Here is a 14,486-nt window from a genome sequence, read left to right on the forward strand (position 1 = left end):
ATATTTATTTCCTCTGAATTAGTTACCTTCTTCTTCAGATAATGTCTTCATTTCTTCTTCAATCATTTTGTAAAACTGATCGATTTTTGGTAAGATGTAAATCTTTGTTCTTCTGTTAGTCGCTCTGTTTTCAGCAGTATCATTTGGTACTAAAGGTAAATGGTCACCACGTCCAGCAGCAATTAATTGTTCTGGCTTAACACCTAACTCTTGTAAAGCTCTTACGATAGAGGTACTACGTTTTACACTTAAGTCCCAGTTATCTAACAATACGCCTTTTCTGTATGGTACATTGTCTGTATGACCTTCTACCATAGCTTCAAAGTTTGGTTTACCATTAATTACTGTTGCTACTTTACCTAAGATTTCTTTTGCACGGTCGGTAATGTTGTAGCTTCCGCTTTTAAATAATAATTTATCTGATAAAGAGATAAATACTACGCTTTTTTCTACATTAATTTCAATGTCTTCATCATTAAGACCAACTTCTTTCTTCAAACTTGTTACTAAAGCTAATGTAACACTGTCTTTTTTAGTTAACGCGTCTTGTAATCTTGAGATTTTTAAATCTTTTTCTTTTAAGCTTTCTAAAGATTTTTCTAAGTTTTCTGCACCTTTTGTTGTTAAAACAGTCATGTCTTTAGTGCTTTGTATTAAAGCTTCGTTATTAGCTTTCATATCGGCTAAACGATCTTGTAACTCTTTAACTCTTGCTAACTCTGCAGCTTTATCTGCTAAACAAGAGTTTAGTTTAACTGTAGCAGTGTTTAATAAATCTTGTGTTTCTTTATGTTTTGCTTCTAATGCAGCGTATTCTTTTTTAGATACACATGAACTTAGTAACAGTAGTGCACTTGCACTAAATAATATTAGTTTCTTCATAATTTATGGATTGAATAAAATTAAATTTATACACACCAAAAGTATAAATATTTAAAATGTTAAAATTAGGTTTAACAAAACTTTTGCTAAAAGATTTAAAGTTTTGAAAAAGTAGATCTTTTTTTAATGAAATATTGATAAACTATAGATTTTATAGAGAAATATCCTGCTTGTTGGGTTAAGTTTTTACGTTGCCTTAAAAGTGTTTTTAATTTGCCATAAAATGAAAAATGAGCTTTTAAAACGGCTAAGAAATGATTAAACTTTAGTTGTAATAAGAATCTTAATCCGGCAATACCATCCAAAATTAATCTAACTAAGATTATCAAAAACAAATTTCCTTTAGCGTTTTTGGTTAAGGTAAATAAACTATTTCTAAAATTTAGATACGTTTTTTTAGGATTTGCTGCGCTTAACGTTGCACCGCCAACATGATACACAGTGCTTTCTGAAACATATTTTGTTTTGTAGTTTAAATTAAATGCACGCCAACATAGATCAATTTCTTCTTGATGGGCAAAAAAGCTTTCGTCAAAACCATTTAATTGTTTAAAAACTTCTTTTTTTATAAAAAAGCAAGCACCAGAAGCCCAAAATATATTAGTATTTTGATATTGATTAGTGTCAACTTCTATAGTGTCAAAAATACGACCTCTACAAAAAGGATAACCATACTTGTCAATAAAACCACCAGCAGCGCCAGCATATTCAAATTTAGATTTGTCTTTATAATCTAAAATTTTTGGCTGAATGATTGCTGTTTCAGTTTCAGTGTTAAAAGTGTCAAGTATTGGGTCAAGCCAATTTGGTGTGACTTCAATGTCGCTGTTAAGAAGGCAGAAAATATCTTCGTCTACAAATTGTAATGCATCATTATAACCTTTAGCGTATCCACCATTAATTTTGTTTTCTATGATTTTTACATTAGGAAACTGATCTTTTACAAAAGCAACAGAACTATCAGTAGATGCATTATCTGCTACATAAATTGTGGCGTCTTTAGAATAATCAATAACAGAAGGCAAAAACTGCTCTAGTAGCTTTTTTCCGTTCCAATTTAATATGACAACTGCTATTTTCAATATTTGTTGATGTGTTTATTTGTTTTCTAATACAGCCAACTGCTTACTTTCTACTGCTGACTATATTCTGGAATATCTCTTAAAAACTGATAGTGTTCAGCCTCAAAATCCATTTTGCAATAATAATGATTTATACCATTGGTAACCATTAAATAGTCGGCATTTAGCGTTAGGTTATAACGCGCAATTTGATCAAAAGTATCTTGGCTAATCTTAATTTTAGGTGCTTTACATTCAACAATTAGCTTAATGCTTCCATCGGTGTTAAAAACAACAATATCGTAACGTTTTTTTAAGTCGTTTACTTTCAGCTCCTTTTCAACGTTAATTAAAGATATTGGATAATTTTTGACTTCAATTAAATAATGAACGCAATGCTGTCTTACCCATTCTTCAGGTTGTAAAACGATAAATTTTTTACGTATCACATCAAAGATAGATACTTTATTTTCGCTATTTTTGAAACGAAACGAAAACTTTGGAAAATTGAGGTCTAGCATTAACGCTGTATAATTTATTTCAAAGTTAAGGTACAATAATAAAAAAGCAAATTCCATGTCATGTTTTTGGAATTTTAAACTTGCAATTTTAAGCTTGTGGACGACGTCAAACAACTGGTAACAGATATAAAAAACGGAAATATCAAACCCATTTATTTACTAATGGGTGAAGAACCTTATTATATTGATAAAATTTCAGAATTTATTGAAGAAACCATTCTTACAGAAGAAGAACGAGGTTTTAATCAAATGGTTTTATATGGTCGTGATGTTGCGGTAGAAGATATTGTTAGCAATGCTAAGCGTTTTCCTATGATGGCAGAACGCCAAGTGGTTATTGTAAAAGAAGCGCAAGATTTATCACGTACGTTTGACAAGTTGGATGATTATGCTAAAAACCCGCAACCATCAACCGTTTTGGTGCTTTGTTATAAATACAAAACAGTAGATAAACGTAAAGCAGTTTATAAGGCGATAAAAAAATCTGGTGTTGTTTTTGAAAGTAAAAAACTATACGATAACCAAGTGCCAGATTGGATTAAACGTGTCTTATCACCTAAAGGTTACACGATTACGCCAAAAGCCTCTCAACTGTTAGTTGAATTTTTGGGTACAGATTTAGGGAAAATCAATAATGAACTTGAAAAGCTTCAAATCGTTTTACCTAAAAATACACAAATTACACCAGAGCATATAGAAGAAAATATTGGAATTAGTAAGGATTACAACAATTTTGAGCTTAGAAAAGCAATAGGCGCAAGAGACAGCGTAAAAGCATTTAAAATTGTACAATACTTTGCAGATAACCCAAAGGATAATCCAATGGTAGTTACGGTTGCATTACTATTTAATTTCTTTTCTCAGTTATTGCAATTACATGGTATGAATGATAAAAATCCGCGAAGTGTGGCAAGCGCTTTACGTGTTAATCCTTATTTTGTAAACGAATATTTGGATGCTGCAAGAAACTTCCCGATGCGAAAAGTAAGTCAAGTGGTAGCTTTACTTAGAGAGTTTGACGTTAAAAGTAAAGGTGTAAATAGCAATGCTGTACCGCAAGGTGATTTACTAAAGGAATTATTAGTTAAGATTTTAAATTAATGAAGCACCTTTTTTCAATTGTATTAATCTTTTCATTGTTTTCTTGCAAAACAACACAAACACTTCCAGATCCTTTACAAGCTGGTTGGAACGGTAAAAAAGTATGTGAAGTCCTACAAGACACTAAACAACAACGCATATTAAAATGTACATTTCCGCCAGGAGTAGGACACGAAAAACATTATCACAATCCACATTTTGGTTATACTTTAAAAGGAGGAACATTTAAAATTACAGATACTTCGGGAACAAAAACTATTAAAGTACCTACAGGAACAACTTGGAGTAAAACCAAAGTAACACAGCACGAGGTATTAAATGTAGGAGATAGTACTTCTGTCTATTTAATTATAGAGCCTAAGCAATAAAGTATTTAACATTTAACTCTGTTTTTAACACAACAATCATATTCTTTAACATTAAGTATTAAAGTCCGGTTAAACCAATTTTGATTTTCTTGTTTAGTATTAATTTTCAGTAATTTAGATAACGAAAAAGAAATATTAATCACAAAAAAACAATCAAAAATGGAAAATTTAGATAGAAAGAAAGTTGCAATTTTAGCAACCAATGGATTTGAAGAAAGCGAGTTGAAAGAACCAATGAATGCTTTAAAAGAAGCTGGTGCAGATGTACATATTGTATCAGAAAATTTAGGAAAAATTAAAGGATGGCAAGATGGAAATTGGAGTAATGAATATGAAGTAGATAAAACCATTGATGAAGCATCTCAAGAAAATTATGATGCGCTAATGTTACCAGGAGGAGTAATTAATCCAGATGTTTTAAGACGTAATGAAGATGCTATACGATTTGTAAAATCATTTTTTGCAAATAAAAAACCAGTAGGAGCTATTTGTCATGCACCATGGTTATTAGCAGAAGCAGATGTTTTACAAGGAAGAAAAATTACATCTTTTAACTCCATAAAAAGAGATTTGGTTAATGCAGGAGCAAAATGGGAAGATAGTGAAGTAGTAGTAGATGAAGGATTAGTAACTAGTAGAAACCCTAATGACTTACCAGCATTTAATAAAAAATTAATTGAAGAAGTTTACGAAGGTAAACATCAAATGCAAACTGCATAATAAGTAAGTGAATATCAATAAAAAAAGCGAACTTTTAAGTTCGCTTTTTTTATGACCAATAATTAAGGTTAGTAAAAGAAAGTAGTTATTTAAGGTCTTCTAATTCTAGGTTATAATCATATTGTAAATCTTCGTGTAGATTTTTTACTTTCTTTTTAATTGCTAAAATAGTTCTGTTGTAAAGATTGGTTAATGTCGTGTTTTTAGATATTGAAGGCGTCATAGCTTTTAATTTCTTACAGAAATATAAAAGAAGTTCGACTTCAGTTTCTTTGTTAAGCGAATACCTGATGTATTTTTTAGTGTTACGTAAAATTTTGCGTACACTTTTCTTTATATAAAAAAAGCTACTGGTGTTAATTTGGTCAAACTGTTCATCAATTTCAGCTTTTATAGTTTCAATATAACCAGCTTCATAATCTGCTTCAAAAAGTAAGTAGGTAAGTAGTTCTTTATTTTCTTTTTTAAATCTAGATAAACGTAAACAAAGCTCGGTAAGTTCGTCGTTAGATTTATGTTTTAATTCTTTACGTATGTTCGCAACGGTAGCAGATTTCATCTATAATTTATAGTGTTTTCTAATGGTGTTTTTAACCCTAAAAAGTCTAAAAATACCAATTAATAATATAATAGGAGCAATGCCGATTAAAACAACTCCAAAGGTTTCTAAGTCTTCAAAAAGTTCAATTTTTAAAATAGTTATACCGGTACCTAAAATGACTAAAAAAGTTCTAAAATAAGCTAAAAAAGTTCTTTCGTTTGCTAATTTAGTACGTTCTATAGCTAGCCAATCTCTTGTAGTTAGATCGTTTTTAGTAATGCTCATAATTTAATATAATTTAGGTTAAAGGTATTAAATAATTGTTACTCTTTTTCTTAAGCTTTAACATATTAAAAGAATAGTTTATCACTAGTTTAACATCAAAAAGTCTTTTAAAAACTTAACTTTAAGTAAACCAATTAAAATTTTAATTATGCCTTTTATTACAAATGAAAATACAGAAGAAATAGTAGATATTTTTTATGAAGATTATGGAGAAGGACAGCCAGTTATTTTAATTCATGGTTGGCCACTAAGCAGAAAATCTTGGGAACATCAAGTTTGGAAAATTGTTGAAGCAGGTTACCGTTGTATATCTTATGATAGACGTGGATTTGGTATTAGCTCTTTCCCATGGAATGGATATGATTACTCTTCATTAGCTAGTGATTTAAATGAAATTATTACACAATTAGAATTAGAAGACGCGATTATTGTTGGTTTTTCTATGGGAGGAGGAGAAGTAGTTAGATATTGTACTGATTACGGAACTGATAAAATTGCTAAAGCCGCATTAATTAGTAGTATAATTCCTTTAGTAAAACAAAAAGATGATAACCCTTCTGGTGTCCCAGAAAAAGATTTATTAGGAATCAAAGACGCTTTAGAAAATGACCGTGTAGGTTTTTTAAAAGAATTCTCTAAAGGATTTTATAATTATGAAGAAAATAAAGATAAAATTAGTCAAGCACAATTAGACTATGACTTTATAGTAGCGTCTCATGCATCGCCACGTGGTACAATTGAAGCAGCCAAAGCATGGATGCATACTGACTTTAGAGACGAATTAAAAAATGTAGATGTACCAACATTAATCATTCATGGAGATGCAGATAATACTGTACCGATAGAAACTTCTGCAAAACAAGCAGCAAAAGGAATTGTAAATAATACTTTTCATATCATCAAAGATGCTCCTCATGGATTAAATATAACGCACAAAGAAGAATTGAATAATCTTTTAATTAAATTTTTAGAAGAATAAACTTACTATATTCTAAAACAAAAAGCGCATCCTATAAAGATGCGCTTTTTTTAATTAAAACTTAAAATTACCTACCTTAATTTAGGAAAATTAGTAGGATTAGACTCATGCATTACATCATAAATAGCTTCAAAAACATCTTCAACAGATGGTTTTGAAAAATAATCGCCATCTGTACCATAAGCTGGTCTATGAGGTTTTGCTGCTAATGTTTTTGGTACGCTATCTAAGTATTTAAAAGCGCCTTGTTTATTTATAATTTGATCTAAAATGTATGCAGATGCTCCGCCTGGCATATCTTCATCAATAACCATTAGGCGATTTGTTTTTGCTACACTTTTTATGATATCTTGATTTAAGTCAAAAGGCAATAAAGATTGTACATCAATAATTTCTACATCAATACCAACTTCTAGCAACTCTTTAGCTGCTTGCTCAACAATTCTAAGTGTAGAGCCATAAGAAACTAGTGTAATATCGGTTCCTTCTTTAACAGTTTCTACAACACCTAAAGGTGTTTTAAAATCACCTATATTATTTGGCATAGGTTCTTTTAAACGATATCCGTTAAGACATTCTACAATTATTGCTGGTTCATCACTTTCTAATAACGTGTTATAAAAACCAGCTGCTTTAGTCATATTCCTTGGTACTAAAACATGTACGCCTCTTACAAGATTTAAAATACCACCCATTTGTGATCCAGAATGCCAAATACCTTCTAATCTGTGTCCTCGAGTACGTACAATTAATGGTGCTTTTTGTGTAGATTTTGTTCTGTATCTTACTGTAGCTAAATCGTCACTAATAATTTGTAACGCATACATTATGTAGTCTAGATATTGAATTTCTGCAATAGGACGTAAACCGCGCATAGCCATACCAATACCTTGTCCTACAATTGTTGCTTCTCTAATACCAGCGTCTGCTACGCGTAATTCGCCATATTTTTCTTGTAAACCTTCTAAACCTTGGTTTACATCACCAATATTACCAGAATCTTCACCAAAAATTAATGTTTCAGGATATTTATTAAAAATAGCATCAAAATTATCACGTATTACTACACGACCATCTACTTGCTCTGGATTATCATCGTAAGTTGGTTTTACTTCTTTTACATGAATAGCAGCTGTTTCTGTTTCATTTAAAAGATCAGAGCTATATTTTGGTTGAATTTTGGCAAAGTAATTCTCTATCCAATTTAGTAATAGGTTCTTAGCTTCGCTTTCTTCAGATATTACATAACGTAAAGCTTTTCTAGCTGAAGAAATGACGTCTTTACGGTTAGGTTCTTTTATATCTTTAAGCTCGTTAGTAAGTTTTTCAATAAAAACTTTATTAGAACTAGTTGTTGCTAATTGTGTTAATAATGAAATGACTTCTGTTTTTTCTTCAAGAATTGGTTTTAAGTAGCTTGTCCAAGCTGCTTTTTTACCATCTCTTACTTGCTTTTTTATATTTTTTTCTAGGGTTTCAAGCTCATCTTCTGTTGCAATGTTATGCGCAATCATCCATTCACGCATTTTTACGTTGCAATCATGTTCTCTTTCCCAAGACAAACGGTCTTGAGATTTGTAACGTTCATGAGAGCCTGAAGTCGAGTGACCTTGAGGTTGAGTTAATTCTAGTACATGGATAAGGACAGGAACGTGCTCTTCTCTTGCAATTTTTCCTGCCATTTCATAAGTTTCGATTAGGTTAACGTAATCCCAACCTTTTACGCGTAAAATTTCATAACCTTCATTGTCTTTATCGCGTTGAAATCCTTTTAAAATTTCAGATATATTTTCTTTTGTAGTTTGATGTTTTGCATGAACAGAAATTCCGTATTCATCATCCCAAACACTAATTACCATTGGTACTTGTAAAACTCCTGCAGCATTAATGGTTTCAAAAAACAAACCTTCACTTGTACTTGCGTTACCAATGGTTCCCCAAGCAACTTCATTACCTTTATTAGAAAATTTTGCAGCATCTATACCGTCTACATTTCTGTATATTTTAGAAGCTTGTGCTAATCCTAATAATCTTGGCATTTGTCCTGCAGTAGGAGAGATATCTGAACTTGAATTTTTTTGTTTGGTTAAATCTTTCCAGTTTCCGTTTTCATCTAAGCTATGTGTGGTAAAATGTCCACCCATTTGCCTACCAGCACTCATAGGCTCTTCTTTAAGATCTGTATTAGCATACAAACCAGCAAAAAATTGTTCTATGTTTAGCTCTCCGATAGCCATCATAAATGTTTGGTCACGATAGTATCCAGATCTAAAATCGCCATTTTTAAAAGCTTTAGCTAATGCTAGTTGAGGTACTTCTTTACCGTCACCAAAAATCCCGAATTTTGCTTTACCAGTCAACACTTCTCTACGACCAAGTAAGCTACATTCTCTACTGGTTACAGCTACTTTATAATCGTTAAGGACTTCTGTTTTAAAGTCTTCAAAAGAAAGGTCTTTTTTTGTGTTAGTTTTTGCTTGCATAATATAGGAATAAGTTACTTGCAAAAATAGGCATTAAATCTGATTTTTGCAATGTGTGATTATCTTAAAATAATACGAAAAATTAAATTAAATAAGTAAATTTTTGTTAATTTCTTATTATTTAAAAGAAATATCAATTTTGGTTAAGAATTTTTTAATATCTAAAAACTTCAAATAAGTTGTTTTTTAATACCATCTTCTTGTAAATAAACCTAATAAAGTTTGAGGAGAAAGTGTGACGATAAAACGTATTTTTTGATCGTAGTTTGGTTGACCAATTTCCCAACCTAAATTAGAATAAACAGGAAGGTATATTTCAAAATAATCTTCTACAAGATTTAGTCGTATACCAGAATCGTAAACAAATTTAGGGCTTAAGTTTTGGCTTTTTATAACTCCAACATCTCCATACGCCATTATATAACGCCATATTGTAGCACTTGTATTTACAGTAGTAATCCATTGATTGGCATAAGGTTGCTCTAATTTTGATTTAAATCCACCTTCTGCAATGATTAACTGCTGGCTTAATAAGCCTTGTTCTTCACTACGTCCTAAATAATCATAATCAAATAGGTAATCTGTAGGTCTGTCTAAAGCAAAACTAAAAAAGTCAGAATCTTGATAAGTTTGATTATACAAGAAAATACCAGAGAAAACCCTTAAATTAAATTGATTGTTTTTTTCGGTAAGAGTTCTAAATTCTAACGTAGTAGATGCTTTACCAAAATCTTTAGAGAGTTGTAAGTCTACGTTGAAGTATTTTGTTTCTTTTAAATTTCTATCGTTAATACTATATCTAGCATTAAAAACACCATATTTTGGCTCTCCATCGGTTTCAAATTCGCCTGTTGGATCAACTTCTCGGTCAATATTAACATATCTAAAATTTAGATATTCTCTTTTATTATCTCTTAAGTTTTTATGGTCTCTAAATATAAAATCTATATAAGGAGTAAAGCTTGTATATGATAAATTTGGTGCATAATTGTAGTAATTACCAGATATACCATAACGTGTTCTAAAATTATTAGAGTTTTCTGGTCTTGCAGAATACGATACAGATGCACTACCGACTAATTGTTTACTTTTTATACCAAACTTTGGGCTTATTTTGTAATTAAGTCTTTTGCTTAATAATGTTTTGTTATAAAGTTTTAATCCAGGTGAAAGACCATCATAAAAATTATACTCAAACTCTGGCATAAAAAAGACTTGGCTATAATTTGGGTCTTCTATATCTTTAAATAGTCTAAACTGTAATGGTTTATTGGTTAAGAAAAAACCATCAAGTTTTTTAAAATTATTACGTTGATTAAATTCTGGCGCAACATTATCATAGTTTAAAGCTAATTGATCAGCTTCAGTTTTTTCTACTTTTATTTTTTTTGTGCCTTTAAAACCTTCAATCCATTGTTTAGAAATTACCGTATCATTTTTTAGTTTAAACAAGGCAATTGGCATTGTGTTGTCACGAATGTTTTTTATTGTAATTTCTAAAGAGTCTTCAGTTTTTTTAACTCTTTTTATACGATAATCTATTTTTTTACTTGTAGAGACATAATCTTCAAAAAACCAATCTAAATTTTTGTTAGTCTTATTTCTAATAAAATTCTCGAAATCTAAAGCAGAAATTGGTTTCATTTTTCTAGTTTTCACAAACTCAGAAATACTATTTTCAATGGTTTTATTTCCTATATAGTCATCTAAATAATTAAGTCCAACAGCTGCTTTGTATTTATTAGATATATTTTTGTTAAATTTAAGTAAGCTGTCTTTAGGCATATCTAGTGGTTGATCTAGATTGGTACGTGCCATGTGCATGTATAAAAATGGATACTGGTCATTAAACTCTAAATCTGATGCATGAAAAGCACGTACGCCCCAAATATTAGCTAGCTTACCAAGTATTTTTTGATTTGGATAGTTTTCTTCTACATATTTCATTAAATAGTAAATCTGAATGCCATCCAAAATCCATTGATCTTTTCTTGGGTTGATTAGCAATGTGTTTTCTAAGTAGCTTCTTAGTGCTGTTTTTAAGATTTTTAGTTCGTACTGAAATGTATCGTCAAACGGTCTTATAAAATCTGGTAATAAGTTAAGACCGTAAATTGGATCTTTTTTATAATCTATCCAGGTTAATAACATTTTATCATGAGGATACTCACCCAAGTTTTTATTAATAAATTGAGTTACTCTATCTGTAACAATAGCAACTTCAGCAGGATCTAAATCTTCAGTATCAATATTAGATTTGATGTTAAAAAAGTCTGTTTCTACAGTTTTGTAATCATTGTTTTTAACTAAAGAAAACTTGGTCGTTAAAACATCTTTTCCTTGCAAAACAGTAGTAACATTGTCTCCTCTTGTTGTATTTTTTAAGGTGTTTAATTCAGATATAGGAGTAAAGGATTTTGGGTAGGTTACTGTTAGATTAACATCAGATTTTGGTAAGTATAAATCGTCTAAATCTTTATTGCTGTAATAATGCCATTTACCATCAAAAATAGCAGGAGTAATATACCAAAAACGTAAATTATATTGACCATCATCTGTTACACCATAGCGTGTAAATTTATTGTTTGGTATTTGTACAATGTAGTTTAAAGTTAAATTATAACTGCTTTTAGGTTGTAACGGCTCTTTTAAAGCAACTTTAATAACATCTATATGTTTCTTATCTAAACGGTCAAAAAATAAGGCATTATTATCTTGGCTTATGCTTGTTAGGGCAGTGTAGCCTCTATCTTCGTTTTTAGCAAAATGAAAAACGGTTTTAAACTCGTCTGCAAAACGCTCGGCTAATGGAGATGTTTTGGAAGAATAACTATGACTCCAATCGTTAAGATAAATAGTATCTAAAACCTTGTTAGAATTATTATAATAAGTAATGTTTTGAGTTATTGCAATACTGTGATTGTTTGTGTCAAACACAGCATTAATGTCCATTTTATTTTGGCTTAGCGCCGAAATGGAAAACAGGCAAATTATGATGAAAGTGTATTTAAATTTCAATTTTCTTTTTAATAGCTTTTAAAAGTTATAGCAATACTTTTTTCTTGAAAATAATGTTTTCAAATTTAAAAATGTACAGTGAACAACAATTTTTTTTAAAAATTATAACGAAAGAAAATCAATATTGTTTTAATTGATTGAAAATGTTTGTTTTAGAGATTTTCTCTAGTCCTTGTATATAGAATACGAAATTAATACATTATTGGTTTCATCATTTAATGATAATTGACCATTATGATCTAAAACAAATTGCCAACCAAAAGGTTCTTTTTCAACTCTGTAATATTTAATGTTGTTAGAAGTCTTTACAAGCTTTAATTTTTGAATTCTTTTATGTTTTCTATAATACAAATTATTATCGTTCATTTTTACAAATTCAAAATAACCATCTTCTTTTTTTGTTTTAAAAGATTGAAGTTGCCATTTGCCTATAACTTCAATTTCTTTTAGCTTTTGAAGTTTAAGTTGGTATATAAAAGCTTCATATAAGTCTTTACTTATGGTGTTACTATTTATCTTATTTAGTTTTTCTAGTAATGATTGATGTTTATTGCTTTCGCCATAAACAGAGTAGTTATAAAATGTTAATGAAATCCCTTCTAACTGATAAGCTGGATATTGAATTAACTTTTGATTACCTCTTGCATTAGCACAAGTTTTTATAATTGGCCAATAGGCAATTTGTGAAGGTCCAAAATAATTATGAATGTGGTGCATTTCTATAACACTATTATTAGGAAGATAGTGTTCTAAGCCATGAATTTCAATCATTAACGCAGACTTAATCATGTGCGTAATGGTTAGAGAATCGTGTTGTTTTGCTATGTAATTATCTTTATATAATGCGTTCTGATCTTGGTCTAAAAGATCTTTCCAATAGTCTTCTATATCCTGATCTGTTTTTAGTGCGGATATTTCCTCCTTATATTTAGATAAAAGTGTTTTTTTAGCACAAGAAGTAAATAAAACTAAAGTAGTGATTAACACATAAAAAGACTTCATTTTAAAAAACATTACAATTCAAACCAATCTTTAACTTTAGTTGTTTGCTTTGGTATGTATGTTTTATGAATAAACTCGTTATTAGCTTTGTTGTATTCATAGTCTTTAGCCCATTCTTTGTGGTTTTTGGCTAAAGCTTCTATGCTTTCGCATACATAATCTACTTCAGCACAAGTGGTTGTTGGGTGAATAGACATACGTATCCAACCTGGTTTTTGAGATAAGTCACCAGCTGTAATTTCACAAGTTAAAGAATGAGATTTTTCTTTGTCTACGTGTAATAAGTAATGACCGTAAGTACCTGCACAACTGCATCCACCACGTGTTTGTATTCCAAATTTATCATTCAATAATTTTACACCTAAATTGAAGTGTAAATCTTCAATATAGAATGAAAACACGCCTAATCTATCTTCATGTTCTGCAGCTAAAACATGTAAATTTTCAATGTTTTTTAAACTTTTAAAAATATGATGTGACATTTCGTGTTCTCTATCTAAAATATTTTTTACACCCATTTGGTCTTTTAGCTTTATAGCTAAAGCCGTTTTAATAGTTTGTAAAAAACCTGGTGTACCGCCATCTTCACGGTCTTCGATACTATCAATATATTTATGTTCTCCCCAAGGATTTGTCCAGCTTACAGTACCGCCACCAGGACAATCGGGAATCATATTTTTGTATAATTTTTTATTGAAAACCAAAACACCAGATGTTCCAGGTCCGCCTAAGAATTTATGAGGAGAGAAAAATACAGCGTCTAAATAAGCGTCTTCATCTTCTGGATGCATATTAATATCTACATAAGGTGCAGCACACGCAAAATCTACAAAACAAACACCACCATGTTGATGCATTGTTTTAGCAATTTGGTGATAAGGTGTTTTTAAACCAGTAACGTTAGATGCGGCAGTTACAGAAGCGATTTTTAATGGACAGTCTTTGTATTGTTCAAGTAAAATTTCAAGGTTTTTCATGCAGAATAAACCGTCTTTTCCTGCAGGAATAACTTCAACTTTTGCCATAGTTTCTAACCATGAAGTTTGGTTAGAGTGATGTTCCATATGTGTAACAAACACAACAGGTCTTATCTCGTTTGGTATTTTAGTGTATTTGCTTAAATTTTCAGGGACTTTTAGTCCTAAAATACGTTGAAACTTATTGACAACGCTTGTCATACCATTTCCAGCAACAATTAAAACATCATCTTTATTACTGTTTACATGTCCCTTAATGATTTGTCTTGCTTTATGATAAGCATTAGTCATTGCGGTACCAGATACAGTGGTTTCCGTATGTGTATTAGCTACAAAAGGTCCAAAATTGTTGATTATCTTTTCTTCGATTGGTCTGTACAATCTACCAGAAGCTGTCCAATCTGTATAAACCATTTTTTGTTTTCCGTAAGGTGATTCAAATTCTTGGTCTATTCCTATAATATGTTTTCTAAACTGAGAGAAATAAGTTTCTAGTTTAGAAGTTTCGGTTCTTTTAGCGTTTGTTGTGTACATAACCTGAAAATTTT

Annotated in this window: 13 protein-coding genes; 4 read left to right on the forward strand and 9 right to left on the reverse strand. The window is 30.4% G+C overall.

Annotation, left to right across the window (positions count from 1 at the left end):
- Positions 1 to 18: 18 nt before the first annotated feature.
- The 3 genes from FHS04_RS11390 to FHS04_RS11400 form a co-directional block, all read right to left on the reverse strand.
- Positions 19 to 882 (reverse strand): OmpA/MotB family protein, encoded by an 864-nt coding sequence (locus FHS04_RS11390; protein ID WP_027879754.1) that lies wholly within the window; start codon positions 880 to 882, stop codon positions 19 to 21.
- A 95-nt stretch (positions 883 to 977) separates the two neighbouring features.
- A complete protein-coding gene (locus FHS04_RS11395) occupies positions 978 to 1,967 on the reverse strand; it encodes a glycosyltransferase family 2 protein (protein WP_106678625.1) in 990 nt (329 codons plus the stop codon).
- A 47-nt stretch (positions 1,968 to 2,014) separates the two neighbouring features.
- Positions 2,015 to 2,464, reverse strand: a complete 450-nt coding sequence (locus FHS04_RS11400; protein WP_106678761.1) for a type I restriction enzyme HsdR N-terminal domain-containing protein — start codon at positions 2,462 to 2,464, stop codon at positions 2,015 to 2,017.
- A gap of 96 nt (positions 2,465 to 2,560) precedes the next feature.
- Between FHS04_RS11400 and holA the strand changes: the two genes are divergently transcribed.
- The 3 genes from holA (at position 2,561) to FHS04_RS11415 (ending at position 4,653) form a co-directional block, all read left to right on the forward strand.
- Positions 2,561 to 3,565: a DNA polymerase III subunit delta gene (gene holA / locus FHS04_RS11405; protein ID WP_106678623.1), complete on the forward strand. Its 1,005-nt coding sequence runs from the start codon at positions 2,561 to 2,563 to the stop codon at positions 3,563 to 3,565.
- Complete coding sequence (locus FHS04_RS11410) at positions 3,565 to 3,933, forward strand: cupin domain-containing protein (RefSeq protein ID WP_106678621.1); 369 nt, start codon at positions 3,565 to 3,567, stop codon at positions 3,931 to 3,933. Before holA ends, FHS04_RS11410 begins: the two co-directional genes overlap by 1 nt.
- A 159-nt stretch (positions 3,934 to 4,092) precedes the next feature.
- The gene (locus FHS04_RS11415) at positions 4,093 to 4,653 is read left to right on the forward strand and encodes a type 1 glutamine amidotransferase domain-containing protein (RefSeq protein ID WP_027879759.1); all 561 of its coding nucleotides are present in this window, start codon (positions 4,093 to 4,095) and stop codon (positions 4,651 to 4,653) included.
- Positions 4,654 to 4,738: 85 nt separating this feature from the next.
- Here the strand turns inward: FHS04_RS11415 and FHS04_RS11420 are convergent, their stop codons facing one another.
- Positions 4,739 to 5,212 (reverse strand): hypothetical protein, encoded by a 474-nt coding sequence (locus FHS04_RS11420; RefSeq protein WP_106678619.1) that lies wholly within the window; start codon positions 5,210 to 5,212, stop codon positions 4,739 to 4,741.
- Positions 5,213 to 5,479 (reverse strand): DUF202 domain-containing protein, encoded by a 267-nt coding sequence (locus FHS04_RS11425; protein WP_106678617.1) that lies wholly within the window; start codon positions 5,477 to 5,479, stop codon positions 5,213 to 5,215.
- A gap of 148 nt (positions 5,480 to 5,627) precedes the next feature.
- Between FHS04_RS11425 and FHS04_RS11430 the strand changes: the two genes are divergently transcribed.
- Positions 5,628 to 6,458, forward strand: a complete 831-nt coding sequence (locus tag FHS04_RS11430; RefSeq protein ID WP_106678615.1) for an alpha/beta fold hydrolase — start codon at positions 5,628 to 5,630, stop codon at positions 6,456 to 6,458.
- Positions 6,459 to 6,529: 71 nt separating this feature from the next.
- On the opposite strand, the gene FHS04_RS11435 is transcribed toward FHS04_RS11430, so the two are convergent.
- From FHS04_RS11435 to FHS04_RS11450, 4 genes are all read right to left on the reverse strand, one after another.
- Positions 6,530 to 8,941 carry an alpha-ketoacid dehydrogenase subunit alpha/beta gene (locus FHS04_RS11435; RefSeq protein ID WP_106678613.1) on the reverse strand — a complete coding sequence of 804 codons (2,412 nt, stop codon included), beginning with the start codon at positions 8,939 to 8,941 and terminating at the stop codon, positions 6,530 to 6,532.
- A gap of 186 nt (positions 8,942 to 9,127) precedes the next feature.
- On the reverse strand, positions 9,128 to 11,893 hold the full coding sequence (locus FHS04_RS11440) for a metalloprotease (RefSeq protein WP_244906278.1): 2,766 nt from the start codon (positions 11,891 to 11,893) through the stop codon (positions 9,128 to 9,130).
- A gap of 231 nt (positions 11,894 to 12,124) precedes the next feature.
- The gene (locus FHS04_RS11445) at positions 12,125 to 12,961 is read right to left on the reverse strand and encodes a hypothetical protein (protein ID WP_146131301.1); all 837 of its coding nucleotides are present in this window, start codon (positions 12,959 to 12,961) and stop codon (positions 12,125 to 12,127) included.
- An 11-nt stretch (positions 12,962 to 12,972) separates the two neighbouring features.
- Positions 12,973 to 14,472 carry an aminotransferase class V-fold PLP-dependent enzyme gene (locus FHS04_RS11450; RefSeq protein ID WP_106678606.1) on the reverse strand — a complete coding sequence of 500 codons (1,500 nt, stop codon included), beginning with the start codon at positions 14,470 to 14,472 and terminating at the stop codon, positions 12,973 to 12,975.
- Positions 14,473 to 14,486: the final 14 nt, after the last annotated feature.

Origin of the sequence: Mesoflavibacter zeaxanthinifaciens subsp. sabulilitoris, assembly GCF_014191595.1 — a bacterium.
GTDB classification, from domain to species: domain Bacteria; phylum Bacteroidota; class Bacteroidia; order Flavobacteriales; family Flavobacteriaceae; genus Mesoflavibacter; species Mesoflavibacter zeaxanthinifaciens.

What these genes read in the sequence shown, in the direction of transcription:
- FHS04_RS11390 (WP_027879754.1), bottom strand. Translation starts at nt 882, where the DNA reads ATGAAGAAACTAATATTATTTAGTGCAAGTGCACTACTGTTACTAAGT.
- FHS04_RS11400 (WP_106678761.1), bottom strand. Translation starts at nt 2,464, where the DNA reads ATGCTAGACCTCAATTTTCCAAAGTTTTCGTTTCGTTTCAAAAATAGC.
- FHS04_RS11410 (WP_106678621.1), top strand. Translation starts at nt 3,565, where the DNA reads ATGAAGCACCTTTTTTCAATTGTATTAATCTTTTCATTGTTTTCTTGC.
- FHS04_RS11415 (WP_027879759.1), top strand. Translation starts at nt 4,093, where the DNA reads ATGGAAAATTTAGATAGAAAGAAAGTTGCAATTTTAGCAACCAATGGA.
- FHS04_RS11420 (WP_106678619.1), bottom strand. Translation starts at nt 5,212, where the DNA reads ATGAAATCTGCTACCGTTGCGAACATACGTAAAGAATTAAAACATAAA.
- FHS04_RS11425 (WP_106678617.1), bottom strand. Translation starts at nt 5,479, where the DNA reads ATGAGCATTACTAAAAACGATCTAACTACAAGAGATTGGCTAGCTATA.
- FHS04_RS11430 (WP_106678615.1), top strand. Translation starts at nt 5,628, where the DNA reads ATGCCTTTTATTACAAATGAAAATACAGAAGAAATAGTAGATATTTTT.
- FHS04_RS11435 (WP_106678613.1), bottom strand. Translation starts at nt 8,941, where the DNA reads ATGCAAGCAAAAACTAACACAAAAAAAGACCTTTCTTTTGAAGACTTT.
- FHS04_RS11440 (WP_244906278.1), bottom strand. Translation starts at nt 11,893, where the DNA reads ATGGACATTAATGCTGTGTTTGACACAAACAATCACAGTATTGCAATA.
- FHS04_RS11445 (WP_146131301.1), bottom strand. Translation starts at nt 12,961, where the DNA reads ATGAAGTCTTTTTATGTGTTAATCACTACTTTAGTTTTATTTACTTCT.
- FHS04_RS11450 (WP_106678606.1), bottom strand. Translation starts at nt 14,472, where the DNA reads ATGTACACAACAAACGCTAAAAGAACCGAAACTTCTAAACTAGAAACT.